Origin of the sequence: Halomonas sp. M20, assembly GCF_020622265.1 — a bacterium.
In the GTDB taxonomy this organism is placed as follows: domain Bacteria; phylum Pseudomonadota; class Gammaproteobacteria; order Pseudomonadales; family Halomonadaceae; genus Modicisalibacter.
This window is the reverse complement of record NZ_JACNMQ010000002.1, coordinates 1-19367: the sequence shown is the minus strand read 5'-3', so window position 1 is coordinate 19367 and position 19367 is coordinate 1. Positions and strand designations below refer to the sequence as shown.

Annotated in this window: 19 protein-coding genes, 1 tRNA gene and 1 pseudogene; 12 read left to right on the top strand and 9 right to left on the bottom strand. The window is 56.4% G+C overall.

The window, feature by feature from the left end:
* Positions 1–30 precede the first annotated feature (30 nt).
* Together H7850_RS05740 and H7850_RS05735 are read left to right on the top strand one after the other, a co-directional pair.
* A complete protein-coding gene (locus H7850_RS05740) occupies positions 31–786 on the top strand; it encodes a ProQ/FINO family protein (RefSeq protein ID WP_227368568.1) in 756 nt (251 codons plus the stop codon).
* 503 nt (positions 787–1289) lie between these two features.
* On the top strand, positions 1290–2453 hold the full coding sequence (locus tag H7850_RS05735) for a porin (protein ID WP_227368567.1): 1164 nt from the start codon (positions 1290–1292) through the stop codon (positions 2451–2453).
* A 115-nt stretch (positions 2454–2568) separates the two neighbouring features.
* Here the strand turns inward: H7850_RS05735 and H7850_RS05730 are convergent, their stop codons facing one another.
* Positions 2569–2928 (bottom strand): DUF488 domain-containing protein, encoded by a 360-nt coding sequence (locus H7850_RS05730; protein WP_227368566.1) that lies wholly within the window; start codon positions 2926–2928, stop codon positions 2569–2571.
* Positions 2929–3568: 640 nt separating this feature from the next.
* Between H7850_RS05730 and H7850_RS05725 the strand changes: the two genes are divergently transcribed.
* Positions 3569–3751: a hypothetical protein gene (locus H7850_RS05725; RefSeq protein WP_227368565.1), complete on the top strand. Its 183-nt coding sequence runs from the start codon at positions 3569–3571 to the stop codon at positions 3749–3751.
* Between the two features lie 258 nt (positions 3752–4009).
* On the opposite strand, the gene H7850_RS05720 is transcribed toward H7850_RS05725, so the two are convergent.
* From H7850_RS05720 to H7850_RS05710, 3 genes are all read right to left on the bottom strand, one after another.
* Positions 4010–4246 carry a hypothetical protein gene (locus H7850_RS05720; protein WP_227368564.1) on the bottom strand — a complete coding sequence of 79 codons (237 nt, stop codon included), beginning with the start codon at positions 4244–4246 and terminating at the stop codon, positions 4010–4012.
* Positions 4247–4530: 284 nt separating this feature from the next.
* Positions 4531–5652: an alkene reductase gene (locus tag H7850_RS05715; protein ID WP_227368563.1), complete on the bottom strand. Its 1122-nt coding sequence runs from the start codon at positions 5650–5652 to the stop codon at positions 4531–4533.
* Between the two features lie 288 nt (positions 5653–5940).
* Complete coding sequence (locus H7850_RS05710) at positions 5941–6939, bottom strand: NADP-dependent oxidoreductase (RefSeq protein WP_227368562.1); 999 nt, start codon at positions 6937–6939, stop codon at positions 5941–5943.
* 161 nt (positions 6940–7100) lie between these two features.
* On the opposite strand from H7850_RS05710, the gene H7850_RS05705 reads away from it, so the two are divergent.
* A complete protein-coding gene (locus H7850_RS05705) occupies positions 7101–8054 on the top strand; it encodes a LysR family transcriptional regulator (RefSeq protein ID WP_227368561.1) in 954 nt (317 codons plus the stop codon).
* A gap of 84 nt (positions 8055–8138) precedes the next feature.
* On the opposite strand, the gene H7850_RS05700 is transcribed toward H7850_RS05705, so the two are convergent.
* The 4 genes from H7850_RS05700 to H7850_RS05685 all read right to left on the bottom strand — a co-directional run bounded on the left by H7850_RS05700 (position 8139) and on the right by H7850_RS05685 (position 12652).
* On the bottom strand, positions 8139–10376 hold the full coding sequence (locus tag H7850_RS05700) for a xanthine dehydrogenase family protein molybdopterin-binding subunit (RefSeq protein ID WP_227368560.1): 2238 nt from the start codon (positions 10374–10376) through the stop codon (positions 8139–8141).
* A 14-nt stretch (positions 10377–10390) separates the two neighbouring features.
* Positions 10391–10846, bottom strand: coding sequence for a (2Fe-2S)-binding protein (locus H7850_RS05695; RefSeq protein WP_227368559.1), 456 nt, complete (start codon positions 10844–10846; stop codon positions 10391–10393).
* Positions 10847–10850: 4 nt separating this feature from the next.
* The gene (locus H7850_RS05690; RefSeq protein WP_227368558.1) at positions 10851–12137 is read right to left on the bottom strand and encodes a c-type cytochrome; all 1287 of its coding nucleotides are present in this window, start codon (positions 12135–12137) and stop codon (positions 10851–10853) included.
* A 438-nt stretch (positions 12138–12575) separates the two neighbouring features.
* Positions 12576–12652 (bottom strand) — tRNA-Arg (locus H7850_RS05685).
* 141 nt (positions 12653–12793) lie between these two features.
* Between H7850_RS05685 and H7850_RS05680 the strand changes: the two genes are divergently transcribed.
* From H7850_RS05680 to H7850_RS05670, 3 genes are all read left to right on the top strand, one after another.
* Complete coding sequence (locus H7850_RS05680) at positions 12794–13576, top strand: methyltransferase domain-containing protein (protein ID WP_264477281.1); 783 nt, start codon at positions 12794–12796, stop codon at positions 13574–13576.
* Entirely contained in the window at positions 13573–14568 is a 996-nt protein-coding gene (locus tag H7850_RS05675) for a class I SAM-dependent methyltransferase (RefSeq protein WP_227368556.1), read from the top strand. The genes H7850_RS05680 and H7850_RS05675 overlap by 4 nt, the downstream gene beginning before the upstream one ends.
* Before the next feature lie 237 nt (positions 14569–14805).
* A complete protein-coding gene (locus H7850_RS05670) occupies positions 14806–15771 on the top strand; it encodes a hypothetical protein (protein WP_227368555.1) in 966 nt (321 codons plus the stop codon).
* 29 nt (positions 15772–15800) lie between these two features.
* Here H7850_RS05670 and greB read toward each other — a convergent pair whose 3' ends face one another.
* Positions 15801–16334, bottom strand: a complete 534-nt coding sequence (gene greB / locus H7850_RS05665) for a transcription elongation factor GreB (protein ID WP_227368554.1) — start codon at positions 16332–16334, stop codon at positions 15801–15803.
* Positions 16335–16476: 142 nt separating this feature from the next.
* On the opposite strand from greB, the gene H7850_RS05660 reads away from it, so the two are divergent.
* The 5 genes and pseudogenes from H7850_RS05660 to H7850_RS05640 all read left to right on the top strand — a co-directional run.
* Positions 16477–17118: a hypothetical protein gene (locus H7850_RS05660; RefSeq protein WP_227368553.1), complete on the top strand. Its 642-nt coding sequence runs from the start codon at positions 16477–16479 to the stop codon at positions 17116–17118.
* 123 nt (positions 17119–17241) lie between these two features.
* A complete protein-coding gene (locus H7850_RS05655; RefSeq protein WP_227368552.1) occupies positions 17242–17871 on the top strand; it encodes an NUDIX domain-containing protein in 630 nt (209 codons plus the stop codon).
* 4 nt (positions 17872–17875) lie between these two features.
* Positions 17876–18322, top strand: a complete 447-nt coding sequence (locus tag H7850_RS05650; protein ID WP_227368551.1) for a DUF1249 domain-containing protein — start codon at positions 17876–17878, stop codon at positions 18320–18322.
* On the top strand, positions 18322–19044 hold the full coding sequence (locus tag H7850_RS05645; RefSeq protein ID WP_227368550.1) for a metallophosphoesterase family protein: 723 nt from the start codon (positions 18322–18324) through the stop codon (positions 19042–19044). Before H7850_RS05650 ends, H7850_RS05645 begins: the two co-directional genes overlap by 1 nt.
* A gap of 172 nt (positions 19045–19216) precedes the next feature.
* Positions 19217–19367 (top strand): annotated as a pseudogene (locus H7850_RS05640) (phosphoadenosine phosphosulfate reductase family protein); the annotation flags it as partial.

Genomic DNA, 19367 nt, shown 5'->3' with positions numbered 1-19367 from the left:
GATCGGGCCAGTTCAAGGAGGCCGCCTTTGTTGACGGATCGCACAGCCACACTATTGGACACCCTGGAACATCAGGCACAGTGGGGTCTGGATGAAATAACGCGGTTGCGTCGCCGCCTCACGGTGCTCGAAGCAGAGAACATTCAGCTACGCGATACCCTTGAGCAACGGGAGACGGCACTTGCCCAGGCCGCAGTGCCGCGCAGCGCATCGGAGCGTAATTACCCGTTGCCGCCTCGCCGGCCTGTCGCGGAAGAGCAATTGCAGGAGGAGCCTGCTCAAGCACCGCCCCTCGAGTCTGTCCCGGACATGCAGCCGCAAGCGCAGCCTGAGGACGTCGAGACGATCGATACTCGGGAGCGGCCATCCTCATCGGCGGGGGACGAGCTGCCATCGCCTCAGGCGCTGCTCGATGAATGGTATCGGCGCTACACGAACACCTTCTTCAAGGGCCATACACGCCCCCTCAAGGTCGGTATACATGAGGAGTTGATGGAGCATGAAACCCGGCCCGACAAGCTGGTGCGTCGAGCGTTGGCCTGCTATGTGCATTTGCCGCGTTATCTCAAGGCGGTACGCGCCGGCGCGGAACGCATTGACCTGAAAGGCATGCCCGCTGGTCTGGTCACCGACGGAGAAGCGCGCCACGCACGTAAGCAGCTCGAATCGCTGCAGGCTCAGCAGCGTGAGCGGGATACCACAGGAAAGCGCGATCCTGACGCGCGCAAGAATGCGCGTCTTGATAACAAACTAAGTGAATTGCTGGCCAAGCATAGCCGTAACTGAACATTTTCGTGCGTCAGCTTCGTAGGATGGATCATCGATCCGGCCCTGATAGTCAGCGCCGGATTTTTGTGTCTGGCGGCTTGCATAACAGCGAGTTACACGTCTCTTTTTGATTCAAGTCATCTTTTTATGCTCTTTCTGTGCAATGCAGACTTGAAACATCCTGCGAGAGTGTCATCATGAACACTGTTCGCATTGATACCCGGCTGGCAATGAGCAAAAGGGCATCGTGCGATGAAGGCCCGAATTCCGGTAGCTGCAGGCATTTGGGTAGTATGGGGAGGCGTAATACAGAAGTAGGTCTTGGGATATTTCAATAACGGGATTAAAAACAGTGTTTTTTCTTGTTGCGTTCCTGAAAGACCCAGTATAAGGTTTCTCCTGCGAGCATTGGATAATAACAAGGCTTGACCATGGCAACCTTTATGAACATAGCGGTAACGCCAGGCAAGCCGACTGCATAAGCAAACAACGATCGAACAGTAAGTTAAGGAACTAATGCGATGAAAAAGACGCTTCTAGTAACTGCCATTGCCGGTGCTATCGGTGCCTCCGCAGCTTCTCAGGCCGCTACTGTCTACAATCAGGACGGCACCCAGCTCGATCTGTACGGTAACCTGCAGATTGCTTACAGGAGTATCGACGGTGGCGACGAAGGTAGCACCGACGATATCTTCGATAACGGTTCCACCTTCGGTGTTACCGGTCAGCACGTCATCAACCCGGGCCTGACCGGCTACTTCAAGGCGGAGTGGGAATTCAACGCCGACGAAGCCAAAGGCGACGGTAACCAAGACGGTATTTCCCGCAGTGACCAGGCCTACATGGGCTTGAAGGGTAACTTCGGTGATGCGCGTCTGGGTTCCTGGGACCGCCTGATGGATGACTGGATCCAGGATCCGGTGTCCAACAACGAATATTTCGATCTCTCTGATGGTTCCATCATCGGCGATGACGGTGCCAATACCCAGAACGACGATAACGACAACGAAGGCGACCGCCTGCAGTACATGTCACCTTCCTTCGGTGGTCTGCAGTTCGCCGTGGGTACTCAGTACAAGGGCGACGGGGAGAGTGAGAACTTTTCTGATTCCGGCAATGCCTCTTTCTACGGCGGTCTGAAGTACACCGTTGGCGGTTTCTCCGTAGCGGGTGTCTACGACAACCTCGACAACGTCGAGGGTGATGTCGCTGGTACTAGCTTCTTGGAGCCTGGTCCGGACGTTGATGGTGATGGTGTCCCTGACGGCCTTGTTGAAGGGGATGAATTCGATGCCGGTGAGCAGTACGGTGTGACCTTCCAGTACACTATCGATGCCCTGCGCCTGGCACTCAAGTATGAGCGTTACGAGTCCGGCGATGAAGACTTCCTGCCTTCCGAGAACCGTTATGGTGTGGGTGCACGCTACGGCTACGGCATGGGCGACATCTACGGCGCCTACCAGTACGTTGATGTAGGCGGTTCCGACTTCGGCGATACCCTGGAAACAGCTTTCGAAGACCAGGATCTGCCTTCTGATACCAGCACGGACTCACGTAACGAGATCGTTCTGGGCGCTACCTACAACATCTCCTCTGCCATGTACACCTTCGTTGAAGGCGCTTGGTACGATCGCGAAGATGACGATGGTAACGGCGTTGCAGTAGGTGCGGTCTACGCATTCTAAGCCAAGCAATATCCGATCACAGCTCATGTGATAACGAAGCCGGCCTCAGGGCCGGCTTTTTCGTGGCTGCCTGTGCAATCACCCGTTGTTCAATCATGAGAGACAACGCTTTCCTTCACCCGTTTCCCTGTAACAGACGCTTGAGCGCTACGGCGTTATTGTGCTGCTCGTCCTTGGCCGCGAACACCAGGGTAATGCGCCCGTTCTTGTGGTGCTCCCGCAGTTGTTTCATCGCATCTGGGCTGTTCTTCAGCTCTTTTTTGTAGCGCTGTTGGAATTCCTCCCATTTGTCTGCATCGTGGTCGAACCATTGGCGCAGCTCCTTGCTTGGCGCCAGTTCTTTCAACCACTCATCGATATCGGCTTCTTCTTTCTTTACCCCCCGTGGCCACATTCCATCGACCAGAATGCGCTTGCCGTCATTATTGGCAGGGGCGTCATAGGCGCGTTTAAGGCGAATATCTCCTTGGCTCATTGTGTACTCCTATTCGAATGCACCCCCTCAGGATAGATACCATTGCGAGGATTGACCAATAACGAACCAGGTTAGGGCAGGTTTGCAGAGACAATGGGTCTAGCAGACGTGCACTTTAAGTTTGCTTGCAGGTGTGTAGCAGGCGCCCACACAGCGACGCCAGCCGTTTCCCAATACTCATGTCCGCGAAAAGGAGCGTAACCGCACGAGAAGGCCACTTCGAGGCCATTGGTAGTGAGGCCAGATGCAGGTCAAGGGCGTATATTTTTGTTACAAAAAAACGTAAAGCATGGGGCAATGACGTTAAAAAAATAGAGGCAACCGGATCGAGATGCCGATTGAGAGGGGATATCGTACAAGTTGACAAGCACAGGTACTAGAAAAATGCTATCGTATCTTCCGGAGGCTTGGGATGGGGTCTGTCAAAAAAATAATTCATATCATAAGCTTATATTTCTATCAGAAAAGTAACCGTTTTTTGGAAGCCTCCCATGTCAGCTCCAATTGTAGATCCATAGCCTAGGAAGTACGCGTTATCTAGTACTTTGTTACATTCAGTTACTGAGTAAAATAATATTTCCATTCGTTCGTTTTTGTTTCATCATAGCGATGTGTTTCGCAGATGACATGAGTGAACGATATGGCTAAGCGCAGTTTCAAGATTACCCCTACCACTACGGGCAATGGTCAAAAACTTAGAAAACCCGATCATTGGGTATTGCAGGAAACTACCGGTGGTAAGGTACGCGAGATTCACCGTTTTCAAAGTTATTTCGATGCACTTAAAGCCAATCAAGAAATGTGTGGCCAGGTGATGGGCTAATTGAAATAGCTGTTTTATTTAGAGTACAGACGTTTTAACTGTCGATTAAATATATTTACTGTTTTTTGTTGTTTAGTTTGTTTAACCGTGTTCGATCGTTTTGGCACGTTAGCCGATAGCTAACGTGCTTTTTTTTGCGTTGGATAAATGGCTGGAATGGGCCTTCTAGACGCGTGTATCCGCTATCTTGCAGGCAGAGCCATGTCTGGAGGAGCCTCCCTGGGGAGGCTTGGGGGTGGGGCTAAGGTGATGGCTTCTTTATTTTTCGAGCTTGGATTCCAGTTCTTCCTTACGCTGTTGAATCTGTAGAAGTTCGAATTTCAAATCGAGCAAGCTGTATTGTACTCGGGAGTTTGCAATTTTCATCTTGAGAGTTGCCTCCCTGAGTTTCCTGTTAGCTTCACGCAGGCGATAAATGGGATCGTTCCTGGTCTCTTTTAAAGAGAGCATGAAATCGTTAAAGGATGCATTTGAAGAAGATGAAGTAGGTTCCATGCGAGTCTCGTTGTGTTTTAATATGTAACTTTATTTTAATGGCGACTCGAATTTTTTTCGTCATGGAAATACTCCACGGCGCTAACCAAAATAACTGGCTTATTTCTTTCCCCTTGAATTAGTTTAATAAGATTAAAATATTAAATATCTAGTTTTTGTATAATTAACTCTATAAGACAGTCTAAAGTAATACGGCTTTAGAGGTGAGATTTTCCGGTGACAACTAAAACGCCGGTGGGGCCATAGGCTCCACCGGCGTTTTGTCTTAATGAGGGCTGGCTAAATCAGGATGAGATTCGATCATAGCCATTATCCATGAAAGGATAGTCCGTATAGCCCTCTTCCTTGCCGCCGTAGAAGGTATCCGGATTGGGCTCGTTGAGCGAAGCGCCCTGGCGGAAGCGCTCGACGAGATCCGGGTTGGCAATGTAGGAACGGCCGATGGCCACGGCGTCGGCGATACCGTCACCGATGATGCGCTCGGCGCGCTGTGCATCGTAGTGGCCGCAGAAGATCAGGCCGCCCTTGAAGCGCTCACGCAGGGCGCGACGAAAGTCATCCGTCAGCTTGATGTCGCCCCCGGCCCAGTCCGGCTCGTTGATATGCAGATAGGCGATACCGCGCTTGGAGAGCTGTTCCGCCATATAGAAGGCCATGTCTTCCGGCTCCTCGTCGGTCAGGCCGAAAATCTCGATGAACGGCGACATGCGAATGCCGGTACGTTCCGGGCCGAACACTTCCGCCACCGCATCGAGCGCCTCCAGCGGAAAGCGAGCGCGATTTTCCAGGGATCCACCGTACTGATCGGTGCGCTGGTTGCTGCCGGTCGCCAGAAACTGGTTGAGCAAGTAGGCGTTGGCGGCGTGCACTTCGATCATGTCGAAGCCGGCACGCTTGGCACGAATTGCCGCTTGGCGGTAGTCGTCGACGACGCTTGCGATTTCGTCGGTTTCCAGCGCCCGGGGCGTGCTTGTTTCATGGCGGCCTGAGCTGCCGTCCTCGAATTCGACGAAGCACTGGGCTCCTTCGCCTTTTAACGCGCTAGGTGCTACCGGTGCCTGGCCGTCGGGTTGCACCATCTCGTGGGATACCCGGCCCACATGCCAAAGCTGTAGCGCCATGCGACCCCCTTTGGCGTGAACGGCATCCACCACGCGCTTCCAGCCGGCTTCCTGTTCATCGGTCCAGATGCCGGGGGTGTAGACGTAGCCCCGGGCGGTGGGGGAGATGTTGGTAGCCTCGCTGATGACCAGGCCGGCACCGGCGCGCTGTCCGTAATAGGCTTGCTGGAGTTCGCCGGGAACGCTATCCGGGGTGCGGGCCCGAGTCAGCGGGGCCATCAGTACGCGGTTAGGGAGGGTGAGATTGCCGAAACGAACCGGCGTCAATAAGGTTTCATGTGCCATGAAGGCCGTCCTTGATGAATAGGGTGCTGAACCTGCCCGTAGCCCGGGCGGGTCCTCGATGAGCAGTGAAAAGTCTGGGCGTTTCGTTTAGAACCTTGACCGGGCTTTTCCGTAGACAAGTCTTCGCGAGGGCGCTGTAAACCCATCCGTGGGCGCTACTTTTGCTTTCTGACCGCCATGGATGGCGGAAATGCCGGAATCGCATGGAGCTTTTTCCGGCCATGGCAAAAGACCCTCGCTGCGACTTGACTCCGGTGCCCGTTCTCGCTGGGGATTGGTAATGAACTCTTACAGCTTGACCAGCATCTTGCCCTGATTGCCGCCTTCAAAGAGCTTAAGGAAGGCATCCGGCGTCTGTTCCAGGCCTTCTTCGACGGTTTCCTGATAGTCGATCTCGCCGCTGGCCACCCGGGAGGCGAATTCCTTCAGGAAGTCGCCGTGGTGTTCCCAGTGATCGAAGACGATGAAGCCCTGCATACGTGCGCGGCGAATCAGGATCATCGCTAGGTTTCCAGGGCCGGCGCTGGGAGTCTGATCGTTGTAGCGCGAGATCATGCCGCACACGGCAATACGCGCGCCGACGCGCAGATTGTTGAGCGCCGCTTCCAGACAGTCGCCGCCGACGTTCTCGAAGTAGACGTCGAAGCCTTCCGGGCAGGCGGCCTTGAGATCTTCACTGAGCTGCTTGGCGCCCTTGCCCTTGTAGCTCACTGCCTTGATGCCCTGGGATTCGAGCCAGTCGAGTTTCTTTTGATCGCCGGCGATACCTACCACGGTGCCGCCCTTGGCCTTGGCCAGCTGTACGGCGAGAGAGCCCACGGCACCGCTGGCAGCGCTGACCAGTACGTTGTCGCCATCCTTCATCTCGGCGATGATGTTGAGCCCCACCCAAGCGGTGGTACCCGGCATGCCGAGCACACCGAGATAGGCTTGTTCCGGTACATCGAACTCAGGCAATGCTTCGACCTGATCACCGGGCAGTTGCGCAACATCGCGCCAGCCACCCATGTGACGCACCTTGTCGCCTTCCTTGAAACGGGAGTTCCGCGACTCGATGACCTCGCCCACGGCGGCGCCTTCCAAGGGCTTGCCCAGCTCGAAAGGGTCGATGTACGTGGTCACGCCATCCATGCGGCCACGCATATAGGGGTCAACGGAAAGCCAGCTGTTGCGAATACGTACTTCGCCATCCTGTAGCTCGGGGAGTTCGCGTTCCTCGAGTTTGAACAGGTCGCGTTTCGGCATACCTTGTGGATGATCGTGAATAGTAAAATAACGGCTTTGCATAGCTCACTCCTGTGTGCCAGAAATTCATCGCCTTAAAACAATGGCAACAGAGTAGCCAGTTCGGTAATATCACGCCAATGCAAGTTGCTTAAAAGCGATATGCATTATGCTGATAACAGTGCCATTGAAATACAGTCAACTGTCACCATGGCGATAATTGTATGCACCTTGCCGATTTGGCCCATCATGACCTAAACGCCTTGGTTACCCTGCATGCGCTATTGGACTCCCGAAGCGTTACTCGGGCCGCAGAGCGACTCAATCTCAGTCAGCCCGCGGTGTCGCGCACCTTGTCTCGACTGCGTCACTCCTTGGACGACCCTTTATTCGTGCGAACCCACCGCGGGTTACGCCCCACGGCGCGGGCTGAAGCGTTGGGCCCGCCACTGGCGCGGTTATTGGAAGAATTGGGTGCACTGCTGGCACCACCTGAATTCGATCCGGCAAGCACTACGCGGCGATTTCAACTGGCGACTTCCGACTACGGCATGCATGCCTTTCTCGTGCCGCAGTGGCAAACCCTCAAGCACCAGGCGCCAAATCTGCGCCTGGACATTCAAGGCTACAGCGGCAGCATCGAGCAGAAGCTCGACGAAGGCGGTCCCGAGTTGGCGCTTTGCGTACCCGGCGATCGGGTGCCGGCCAGTGTGCACGGTCGCGAGATCGGTAGCGATCACTTCGTTTGCGTGATGCGCGAAAACCATCCGCTGGCAAATAAGTCCGAAGAAGAGTTTACGCTGGACGCCTTCCTGGAGGCGGATCATCAGTTGATCAGCATGGGCGGTGACGATAGGGGGGCGGTGGATCTGGCCTTAGCCAAGCATGGATTGAAGCGTCGTGTGAGTCTGCGCCAGCCGCATTTTCTGGCGAGCTTCTCGGCGACACAGCACAGTGACCTGTTGTTGTCTGTGCCCGGTTGTCTGGCCGCCAGCATACTCGATCATTGGCCGCTGGCATTACGGCGGCTGCCGCTTGAAGTGGCGCCTTTTTCCTATTGGCTGATATGGCACGAGCGTTTCCATGAGGACGCGGGCCATGGCTGGCTGCGTCAAACCCTGTTTGAAGGTTTAAAAGCGCAGTACCAAACCTTGAGCCATCGTTTACAGGCAGTGTAGACGTGCTCAGCGATTGACTAGATACCATCTCTCCTCGTGATGTTTTTAGTAACTGTCGGCTCGAAATTCAACGCCAACCAGGAATCATTTATATTCGTATTTTCGTTTTAATGCTCTGCGTACCTTTTCAGGTTTGAAAGGCACAGAACGCAGCCTTGTTCCCGTAGCGTCGAATACCGCATTGGAAATGCAGGCCGAAACAATAGCCGCCGCGGGTTCGCCAACGCCCCAGGGAACCTCCTCTGGGCGGCCGATCAACTCGATGACCACCTCGGGAACGTCCTTAAATCGCAGGATCGGGTAGGTGGCCCAGTCAAGACTCGTGACCATCTCGCGATCGAAGGTCACCTCTTCCATGAGCGTGCGGCTGGTGGTCTGAATGATGTTGCCTTCGATCTGGGCGCGCACGGAGGCCGGATTGATGATCTGCCCACAGTCATGGGTCACGAAGAAGCGTTTGACGTGGATCTTGCCGGAATAGCGATCCACCTCGACCTCGGCCACCGCGCCGACGTAGGTGCGCTTCAGCTCATACTTCACATAGGCGACGCCGCGCCCGACAAGCATTCTGTCGCCGGAATCCTGCTTGGGCGAGGGACGGTTTTCCCATTTCGCCAGTATCTCCAGGCGATCCAGCACTTCGTGTCCACGGCTGTCTGATGCCTCGAGCCGCTGACGGCGGTACTCGATGGGATCGACTCCAAGCTCGGCGGCGATCTCATCCAGGAACGCCTCGTTGGCAAAGGTATTCTGCATGCGTCCCGGCGAACGAATCCAGGACGGGCGCAGCGGCGTGGTCTCGAGCCGGTGGCAGAGGGTTCGAACATTGGGAAATTGATAGGGGATGGCGGAATCGTTGGTGATGCCGCCAGGGTTCAATTCTGCCGTGGTCGGTAAACCCGACAGGCTCGCTGGCAACAGTCCGACGCGCCCGCCGGCGCCTTGAGGGATGAAGAACGTGGACTTCCACGCGCTTACCTGGTTCTGGTCGTCGATACCGGCCTGCAGATCGATCAGTGTCGGCGGGCCCTTGGGGTCCCAGCCGTGTTCATCGTGGCGCATCCACTGAACCCGCACCGGCCGCCTGACCTCGCGGGATAAAAGCGAGGCATCCGCCGCGGCATCTTCGTGGCCATTGCGCCCGTAGCAGCCGGCACCCTCGAGATAGATGCAGCGTACATCCTCCTCGGCAAGCGAGAACATCTCGGCCAGTTCGCGTCGCAGCCGGTGAGTTGCCTGGGAGGACGACCAGTTGACCAGCTTGCCACCGCTGAAATCGGCAATGGAACAGGAAGGACCGATGGAGCCGTGGGTATGCAGCGCGAAGTCGTAGGTCGCCTTGAGGGTACGGTCGGGGTTTTCGAGAGCGCTATCGACATTGCCGATATCGCTGGTCACATCGTCCTTGACGATGTTGGTATTGCGCACGTGTTCCCACAACCTGCTCTGTTCCGGCAGCGACTCGGTGGTGGACCAGGTCGCCTTTATCTCGCGGCCGGCGCGCACGGCAGACCATTCGCTTTCGGTAACGATGCCGAGGAAATTGCCCTTGCGGATGATCTTGACCACGTCCGTCAGATGCGCAATCGAGTCTTCGTCGACTTCCTCCAGCGTTGCCTCGATGGCCGGTGGGCGAACGACCACACCATACGCCATGTTGGGCACGCGCAGATCCTGCATGTAGACGAAATCACCGGTGATCTTGCCAGGTAGGCCGCGACGGGTGATGGACTGGCCGACGATGGTGTAATCCGCAGGATCTTTCAGCCTGACGTCCTTGTTTACATCAAGCGAGAGGCGCTTCTCGCTGACCAGTTCGCCATATCCCAGGCTTTCGCCTTGAGCCTTGATGACGCCGCCGCTGATTGTCAGCTTCTCCTTCGCGGCATTCATACGCTCCGCCGCCGCAGAAAGCAGCGCCTCCCTGGCCGTCGCTGCGGCAAGGCGCAGGTTCAGCCCCGCCTCCTGAATGGAAAGAGAGCCGTAGGTCGGCCCCTGATCGGGGGTGAGTGACGTGTCACCCTCGGTGACGGTGACATTTTCCAGGGGCACATAAAGCTCTTCCGCGGCAATCTGGGCCAGCCCCGTGCGCACACCGGTGCCGAAATCGATCTTGCCGCTAAAGACGGTGACCATGCCGTCCTTGTCGATGGCAAGATACGAATCGACGACACCGTCCTCGACGGATTTCAGGGTGCGCGTCTTTATATCGCGCCCGGCTTCCTGGGCGGATACCACCTTGCCCAGTATCGAAAAGGTAACGATCAGCCCTCCGGTGCCCTTCAAGAACGCGCGCCGCGAGAGCTTGGGTGAATTTTCCATGAAAGCGTTCCCCTTTAGGCCCTGGCGGCAAGTTTGACGGCGCGGATGATCGCTGCGTGAGTACCGCATCGGCAAAGATTCGCCTGCATTCCGGCAAGTATTTCGTCATCCGTGGGGTCGGGATTTTCATTCAGCAGATGCTGCGCGCGCATTACCATGCCGGCGATGCAATAACCGCACTGGGCCGCCTGTTCATCGATGAAGGCCTGCTGCACCCTGTTGGGCTTGCCGTCTTCCAGTAATCCTTCGGTGGTAATGACCGAGCGGCCCTCGAGCGCGGTAATCGGTGTAATGCAGGAAAACACCGCACGACCGTCCACAAGCACCGTGCAGGCGCCGCACTGACCCAGACCGCAGCCGAATTTGGCACCACGTAAACCGATCTTGTCGCGCAACGCATACAGCAGCGGCATTGAGGGGTCACCGTCGATATCGTGGACGGTTCCGTTGACCTCGATCTTGACGCTCATCCTTTTATTCCTTTCCCTTCGCGCTGGAACGCGCCGTTGAAATCACATCCTCCAGCTCGCTCCACTCCGCTTCGTTGGAATAGCGGCGGCGTATATATTGGGCGAGTTCCGCTACCTCGTCGTTCGACAGAATATCGGCGAAGCCAGGCATATAGGCGCCGCCCATGTCGCGATAGGCATCTATGCCATTGACGATAGTGCGTACTGCGTTCGCCGGGCTGGATTGCCGGACCGCTCCGCTGAACGACAGCGGCAGTGCTTTCGAGGGACCGACCTCTGCAGTACTTTCATGGCACTTGGCGCAGGACCCCACCCAGAGATCATGAGCTGAAGCGGAAACGTCGATATCCTGATTGTCGATAGGCGTTAACCGTTGCCCCTTGCCGTCGTTCAAGCTGGCAATATAGACGGCAATGGCCTCCACGTCAGAGGGTGGCGCCTGGCTCAGATTGACTGCCGTCTCAGCCATCGGGCCTGCCGCGGCACCGTGATCCTGGTTGAAGCCGGTGGCGAGATAGTTGTCCAGCTGGTCTGCTTGCCAATTACGAGCAGCGTCACCGCTGAGCGGCGGGGCATACCAGTTGTCAATCATTGCGCCCTGGTATTTTTCCGACGACTTCTCGGCACCCATGATGTTGCGAGGCGTATGGCAGGCTCCGCAGTGCGTCAGTCCTTCAACCAGATAGCGCCCGCGGTTCCACTGCTCGCTTTGGTCGGACACCGGTTCCAACTGATCAGTGTCAAGAAAGAGAAAATTCCACCCTGCAATCAAGGGCCGGATATTGAATGGAAAGGTGAGGTCGTTCGAGGAGACATCGTTGCGTACCGCGGGAACGGAGCGCAGAAACGTATAAAGTGCGTGGATATCATCGTCACTGGCTTTAGTGAAATGATTGTAAGGAAACGCCGGGTAGAGATGTCCGCCTTCACGATCGATGCCTTTACGCATGGCGCGTGCAAAGGCTTCTTCAGACCAGGTTCCAATACCGGTATCACGATCCGAGGTGATATTGGTGGAATAGATCGTGCCAAAGGGAGTCGGCATGGCTAGACCACCGGCATAGGGCTTGCCGTCTTTGGCGGTATGGCAGCTTGCGCAGTTGCCAAGCTGCGCTAAGGCGTAACCTTTCGATGCCAGGGTACGCTCCACGTCGGGCTGAGCGTCCTCGGCCACTGCAGGTATTTCTGAGCGCCAGGTGAGCGCGAAGGCCACGATACCAACGATAGCTAGTACAATAAGAATAGCTATCCCAATTCGCCAAGGTTTCATGTCGAATTTTTCCAGATCCATGGTATTTATTTATCCATTAGAAATCAGCTTAGTATCCTGCTGACTGCCATACAACAAAGATGGCAAAGAAATTACAGTGATAACTAACGCTTTTCATTGGCCTATGCTTATGGATTATCGAAGCCGAAGGGGTTCAATGGGCTTTCTTCCTGCTTGAAATTGGCTAGCTCGGGCCAGAAGGGGGATCAAAGAAAATCGGATGCCTAGGGTTTCCTGCAATATTACGTTCGTCTGAATGTCGCCGAGACATTGCGAGGCGATTTTATTTAACCTGTTGCTCATAGCGTACATTCAGTCGATCGGTCAAGCGCCTGCTGGCATACCTGCTTTCATCCGGGGTTTGTGCTTCGGTAGCGGCGTGACGGTGTCCAGTTGGTGTCCGCCGCTGACGCTACGCTATCAGCTTAAAGATAAAGTTCAGAATTGGCGTAGGTTTGCTGGCGCCCCCATCAGGATTCGAACCTGAGACCTTCCCCTTAGGAGGGGGACGCTCTATCCAGCTGAGCTATGGGGGCTTGCTTGGTAGCGAGCTGCATTATATGCGTCCTGTACCATGAGATAAACCCGAAGCCTGATAAGCGTCTGGGAAGACATGGATTCGGTTGGCGTCTGAAAGAGTGAGCGCTAGACTGGCCTACTTTCCTACAAGAGGCGCTCTGGTGACTTCAAGCGATCGCATCTTCGACGGCCTGGCGGACAAGTTTGCGGCCAGTTTATACGGTGCGACCCGAGGCGAGCTGCGTCTGGCGCTGTTGGATCATCTGTTGCCCCGCACCTTGCCCCTTGAAGGCCAGCCGGCACTGGATATCGGCGGCGGTCTGGGGCAGATGAGCGCCTGGCTGGCGCGCCGGGGCCATGCCGTGACCCTCGCCGAGCCCTCGGAAGAAATGCAGGGTCGAGCGCAGGCGTCCTTGACCGGCCTGGATATAGAGTTTCTGCAATTGTCGCTGCAAGCCTTGCCGGAACACGCCCCCGGGCCCTGGCCGCTGATCGTCTGTCATGCGGTACTGGAATGGCTGGCTAATCCGGAGGAGGCGATCGGTATCGTCGATGAGTTGCTGGCCCCGGGCGGGCATCTGTCGCTCATGGTGTTCAATCGGGATGCGCTGCGCTTTTCCAATATCGTCAAGGGCAATCTAGGTAAGGCGCTGGATGACCGGCTGGCCGGCACCGGCAAGCGTCAGCGTCTGACGCCTATTTCGCCCTTGACTCACGATCAGATTGCCGGCTGGTTGGCCGAGCGAGGTCTGGTCATTGAGCATGTGGCGGGTATTCGCGTGTTCCACGACTATCTGCGCGAGCGTGATCCGGACGAGGCGATGCTGGCCCGGCTTTTCGAGCTCGAGCGCCGCTACTGCGATGTCGATCCCCATTGGCGGCTGGGCCGCTATCTGCTGTATAGCATCCATAAACCTGACACTTCTGGACAAATCGTATGACTGCCGTGACGCCTGCCTGTCAATTGCTCGAACGCCAATCCGAGGGTTATGAAAACTGGCTATGGGTGGCGCCGCCGCCGGACCCCTGGCTGAGCGATCAGCCGGGGCCGCTATGGAGCACCGATCTAGGCATCGCCCAGGCCTGGCGCGAGCGGGGCGCAACGGTGTATGACGACTTGGCACCGGGCATCGAAGAGGTGCCTGGCGCCGTGCTGTTCTGGCCCAAGGCCCATGCCCTGGGGGAATGGTGGCTATTGGCGCTGTGCGCGCAGCTACCCGAAGGTACGCGATTACAGATAGTCGGTGAGAATCAGGGCGGCATTCGGAGAGTACTCAAGATTCTTGCCGCGCTGGGGCTTGGCTGCCGGCGTCTCGACAACGCCCGGCGCTGCATGCTGTTCGAGACGCGGGTCGGGCAAGTGAGTCTGGCCCCAGATGATGCCTGGACGACGTTCGAAGCCCTCGACCTGCGATTGGTCAGTCATCCCGGCATATTCGGCCACGGTAAGCTCGACAGCGGTACAGCGCTTCTACTCGACAACCTGCCCAAGTCGTTGAAGCTTGCAGGCGCAAGCGTACTCGATATCGGCTGCGGCGATGGGGTGATCAGCGCCTGGTTGGCACGGCAGGATGCCAAGGTAACAGCGGTGGACAGCAGTGCTTTCGCGGTAGAAGCTACCCGACGCACTCTGGCCGCCAATAGTTTGAACGGCAGCGTTCATCAAAGCGATGTTTATTCCGCATTACCAGAAGGCGAGCGCTTCGCTGTGATCGTCAGCAATCCGCCGTTTCATCAGGAGAGAGCCATCGACCGTGGCCCGGCGTCTCGCTTGATTCGCCAGGCCCCGGAGCACCTCGAGAAGGGCGGCTATTTGATAGTGGTGGCCAATGCGTTCTTGCCCTATCCGGATCTGTTTGATGCGGCCTTCGGCGGTTTCGAGATCCTCGCGGACGACCGTCGTTTTCGAGTGTACATGGCGCGCAAACGGTGACTTTCCGGCCTGGCTGGGGAGCGCCATTGCCAGAGAATTGGGCGAGCTACAGCCGGAGCTTGCCAATTAACCGGCCTTGGACCCCGCTATTTCTTTCTTTGCCAGCCGAGCCCGGCGCGCATACTGAAGCCTATCGAGACGAAGGCGCATACAGAAAATACGTTCCGGCAGTTCCTACAGGGCCTTCGTCAACCGTTTATTACTCAACTCACAAGGCCCCTCAAGGCAAGAGCTCCCATGTCGATATTGGTGTTGTCCCGCCCCAGACTCCTTGATGTCACGACATCCCTGATCGCGGATGAGTTGAAAACACTCAGGCGTCTCGGCGATCACGAAATCGATACGGCCGGCTGGAACGAGAAAACCCGCATACATGACTTGGCGGAAGCCTCTGCCATTCAAAGAAAGCCCCATTCGCTCGAAGTCGATTTCGGGGAGATGGTTGCGCTGGTAGCTCAAGTGAACACTTACTTTCAGCTGACGGGGGATGGCGTCGAAGATTCTCTGCTGCGCAGCAAGACCCTTGGCGAATGGGTGGATCTGATCGCCGTAGCGCGGGGAAGCGGAACCTGCAACATTGCCTTGAATACCTCCGGTAATACCAAGGCGCTAAAGGTGTATGTCCATCAGTGGCATGATCTGGTCGAGGAGACGGCTTACTTTGCTCAGTATCTTGAGGACGTACTGGACGATCGTGTGACCCGAATCGTGGCACTTGCGCCTCGTCATTCTATCTATGGCCTCATTTTCAGTGTGTTGTTGCCTGAATTTCGGAATGTGCCTGTCGTGAGTGGCGATTCGGCACTGGCAATGGTTCGGGCACGAAAACTCCAAGCCGGCGATGTCGTCGTGGGCGATCCGCTCATCTGGCGTCAATTGAGCCGCCAGAGGCTAGCGTTTCCGAATAAGGTGTTGGGATTGACGACGGCGGCATTGAATTCAATAGGGCTGGCCGAGGCAGACGTCGCGGGTCAGCTGCGCCAGCAAAACCTGAGCGCAATGGTAGAAATATATGGCTCCGATGAAACCGCCGGGATCGGCGCGCGCATCGATACCGATGAATGCTTCCGGCTGTTGCCGCGCTGGCGGCGTGAAGATTCATACGAGGCCATATTGAGAGACGATCAACAAGGTCGTCGTTACTCCTTGGCGGAAACGCTCGATTGGCTGGATCATCGTCGTTTCTCCCCCTTGATGGCGTAGTGACGCCGCCCTGGGGTCGCGAGCGCCATTTAAGGTGAGCGATAGTCGATCTGGGTAATGATATAGGTGGTTTCGCCCCCCGGTGCGGCGACGGTGGCGTCTTCATCGAGGGCCTTGCCGAGCAGGGCACGAGCCAGCGGTGCATCCACGCTGATCCAGCGCTTGGCGGTATCGGTCTCGTCGTGGCCGACGATGCGAATGGCCAGCTCTTCGCCGTCTTCGTCCTCCAGGGCCACGAAGGCGCCGAAATAGACGCGTTCGGTGTCTGCGGGTAGGCGATCGACTACCTGGAGTTCGTCCAGGCGCTTGCCCAGGTAGCGGATGCGGGCAATGATCCGATTGAGCTCTTTCTTGTTGTAGGTGTAATCGGCATTTTCACTGCGATCACCCAGCGCTGCAGCTTCACCGACCTTGGCCGAAATTTCCGGGCGGCGCACTCGGGCGAGATGATCGTGGATACCTTTGAGTCGAGCAAACCCTTCCGGGGTGATCAAATCGCTCTTCTTCTCCTGGCGTAGATCCTTGGCCGGATCCCGCCAGCGTGTCATGTTGCGGCCTTTCATGAGATGCCTCTGTCTTGCGATGACTGTTTGCCGATAGCTTTATCGATAGCGTGTCATTCAAACGTTCGTTACATTGCAGTCAGGAGACGTTATTGCTCCTGGAACAATCACAACAACCATAACGTATTTCAGGGGGTTCCCCATGCCGTTTCAACCTCGTCTACTCAAAGCCAGCCTGTTGGGACTGTTCCTGGCCTTCGGCGTACCCAGCTTGATGGCTCAGGAAAGTGAGTTGTTCTCCCTCAAGAACCGCTGGGAGAATATCACGACTCAAATGCCCGAAGATGCTCGTGCTAAAGCGCTCGAAGGACTTGCCGATGAAGCAGGTACGCTTGCTCGGCAATATTCCGACGACGCCCGGGTATTGATCTGGCAAGGTATCGTGCTGGCCTCCCAGGCCCGGGAATCAGGAGGCTTGTCTGCACTTGGGCTGGCCAAGGACGCTCGAGCTGCATTGGAGCGTGGTATCGAACTCGATCCGAAGGGTAACGGCGGCTCGGCCTACGTGACCTTGGGTGCGCTTTATGATCGCGTGCCAGGTTGGCCGGTAGGCTTTGGGAATAGCGAGACCGCCGAGGCGATGTTCCAGCAAGCGCTGGCAATTCGACCCGATGGTATCGATGTGAATTACTACTACGCTGCTTTCCTGGAAGAGGAGGGCCGCAAGGATCAGGCGCTTGAGCATGCTCGGCTTGCGGTGAATGGCGAGGCGCGAGGCGAGCGCGAGATATCCGATGAGGCGCTGCGCGATCGGGCCCGTAGGCTGGTGGCATCTCTTCAGTAACGTCGATCGCGGTTGGAATTGGCGGGCACGACCCCGATAATAGAGTATTGTTTGTGGAGGCTCGTTTCATATCACCCCCTCTTCATTTCATCCTCTCTTTATTTATCTCGTCAGGGAGAACGCATGGCCGAAGGGAACTCGCTGGATACGCCCCGCTTTGGTGCCGCCGATGTCGAGCTGACCAGCATCGACTGCCTGTACCAAGGATTTTTCAGCCTTGAGCGACGTCATCTGCGCCACCGCCTGTTCAATGGTGGTTGGAGCAACGAAGTCACTCGAGAGGTGCATGTTCGACATGATGCGGTAGGGGTGCTGCTTTATGACGTGGAGCGCGACTGTGTCGTGCTGGTGGAGCAGATGCGGGTCGGAGCCCTGAGCGATTCATTGAGCCCCTGGAAGCTCGAGCCGGTGGCTGGCTTGATCGAACCGGGAGAGACACCGGCGGATGTGGCCTGCCGCGAGGCCATGGAAGAAGCCGGATGCGAAATACAGGAGTTGTTCGAGCTGCACTCTTATTATCCCAGCCCCGGCGCCTGCAACGAACGAGTGACCCTGTTCTGTGGCTTGGTGGATTCCGGCAACCTTGGTGGCGTGCATGGTCTCGATGAGGAAAACGAGGATATCCTGGTGCATGTGCTATCGTTTGCCCGGGCCTGGGAGCTTCTTGAGGCGGGTCGTCTCGACAACGCCATGTGCCTGATTACCTTTTATTGGCTGGCGCGAGAACGCGCTTCATTACGAGCAAGGAGATGATTTAGTGGCCAGAACCGCCTATGTAACCGATCTCAAGACACTGCAGGGGGAGTGCACAGCCAACTATCTGCGCATGACTCGTCTGCTGGGGGATCTTGATGCCGGTGACGTGCGCGAGGTGCCGCTGGCGGGAGAATCCAGCCGTTTCGGTACGTTATGGCTGGAAGTACTCGAATGTGCTCCCTACACCACGATCGTGCGGGTGGCTCAGACCGGTGTCCTCGACGCCTTCATCGATACGCCGCGCATGCAGGTGCACCTTTACCATGATGTACGCATGGCAGAAGTCACCGATTTCCAACGTCAACGTCACTTCAACGGGCGTTATCGCTATCCCAACGCACGCATGCATCAGCCGGATGAAAAGCTTCAGCTCAATCGCTTTCTGGGCGAGTGGCTGGATCATGGTTTCAATCATGGCCATGCCGTACGGTTGCCCGAACTGCGCTGATGCGTCTGATCCAGATTACCGATTGCCATCTTCACGCTGATCCCGATGCTCGCTCTCGCACGGGATATCCGCTGGTGCAGCTGCAAAAAGTGGTGAAGCGCGCCCGGCAACTGCGTCCCGATATCGTCCTCGTCACCGGGGATATCAGCCAGGACCGAACCCAGGCTTCCTATCGTTGCGCCGCGACGCTCTTTTCCTCCTTCGGCTGCCCCTGGTTCTGGTTGTCGGGCAACCACGATGCGCATGATCTAATGAATGTCGTACACCCGCTACAGGATGAGATCGATCTTGGCAGCTGGCGCCTGCTGCTTCTCGATTCCCAGGTCGAAGGGCACCCTCATGGTGAACTGGGAAAGAAGCAGCTTGAAACCTTGGCAGAGCGCCTGGGAAAAGATGAACGACGCGTCTTGTTGGCGCTGCATCATCCTCCGATAACCATCGACTCCAATTGGATGGACGCCATCGGCTTGAAGGATCGAGATGCCTTCTGGCAAACCCTGGCACCTTACTCTCAGGTAAATGCCGTTCTGTGCGGACATATTCACCAGACGCTTGCGCAGCGGTTGGATAACGTTCTGGTGTATGGCTGTCCCGCTACCAGCGATCAATTTCTGCCCGGCTCGGCAGACTTTGCTGTCGACGATGACGCGTTACCTGGATTTCGCGTCATCGACCTGGAAGATTCACGCTTGTCGACCTGGATCGAGCGTGTAGACATCTAAGACCGCTCCCGCTTCTATCGCTCCTATATTTCATTCTGTACTTAAAGAATGTTTATTAATTCTTTTACGTTATCGATGTTGTCTCGCTAACGTACTCTCTTGAGCACACTGCCACGACGGTTCACCGATTCCGGTGTCTGTCATTAGGGCATGTAGAGAGAGGAAACACCCAATGTCTTCATTCAAGGCCCAGACCCACCTCAAGCAGCTCGAGGCGGAGTCGATCCACATCCTGCGCGAAGTCGCCGCCGAGTTCGCCAACCCGGTGATGCTCTACTCCATCGGCAAGGACTCCTCGGTGATGCTGCATCTGGCGCGCAAGG

Excerpts from the sequence above, each read along its gene's own strand:
- H7850_RS05655 (WP_227368552.1), top strand. The coding sequence starts at position 17,242 with ATGGCCGAAGGGAACTCGCTGGATACGCCCCGCTTTGGTGCCGCCGAT.
- H7850_RS05730 (WP_227368566.1), bottom strand. The coding sequence starts at position 2,928 with ATGAGCCAAGGAGATATTCGCCTTAAACGCGCCTATGACGCCCCTGCC.
- H7850_RS05735 (WP_227368567.1), top strand. The coding sequence starts at position 1,290 with ATGAAAAAGACGCTTCTAGTAACTGCCATTGCCGGTGCTATCGGTGCC.
- H7850_RS05690 (WP_227368558.1), bottom strand. The coding sequence starts at position 12,137 with ATGGATCTGGAAAAATTCGACATGAAACCTTGGCGAATTGGGATAGCT.
- H7850_RS05660 (WP_227368553.1), top strand. The coding sequence starts at position 16,477 with ATGCCGTTTCAACCTCGTCTACTCAAAGCCAGCCTGTTGGGACTGTTC.
- H7850_RS05675 (WP_227368556.1), top strand. The coding sequence starts at position 13,573 with ATGACTGCCGTGACGCCTGCCTGTCAATTGCTCGAACGCCAATCCGAG.
- H7850_RS05710 (WP_227368562.1), bottom strand. The coding sequence starts at position 6,939 with ATGCAAAGCCGTTATTTTACTATTCACGATCATCCACAAGGTATGCCG.
- H7850_RS05695 (WP_227368559.1), bottom strand. The coding sequence starts at position 10,846 with ATGAGCGTCAAGATCGAGGTCAACGGAACCGTCCACGATATCGACGGT.
- H7850_RS05705 (WP_227368561.1), top strand. The coding sequence starts at position 7,101 with ATGCACCTTGCCGATTTGGCCCATCATGACCTAAACGCCTTGGTTACC.
- H7850_RS05715 (WP_227368563.1), bottom strand. The coding sequence starts at position 5,652 with ATGGCACATGAAACCTTATTGACGCCGGTTCGTTTCGGCAATCTCACC.
- greB (WP_227368554.1), bottom strand. The coding sequence starts at position 16,334 with ATGAAAGGCCGCAACATGACACGCTGGCGGGATCCGGCCAAGGATCTA.
- H7850_RS05725 (WP_227368565.1), top strand. The coding sequence starts at position 3,569 with ATGGCTAAGCGCAGTTTCAAGATTACCCCTACCACTACGGGCAATGGT.
- H7850_RS05700 (WP_227368560.1), bottom strand. The coding sequence starts at position 10,376 with ATGGAAAATTCACCCAAGCTCTCGCGGCGCGCGTTCTTGAAGGGCACC.
- H7850_RS05645 (WP_227368550.1), top strand. The coding sequence starts at position 18,322 with ATGCGTCTGATCCAGATTACCGATTGCCATCTTCACGCTGATCCCGAT.
- H7850_RS05670 (WP_227368555.1), top strand. The coding sequence starts at position 14,806 with ATGTCGATATTGGTGTTGTCCCGCCCCAGACTCCTTGATGTCACGACA.
- H7850_RS05720 (WP_227368564.1), bottom strand. The coding sequence starts at position 4,246 with ATGGAACCTACTTCATCTTCTTCAAATGCATCCTTTAACGATTTCATG.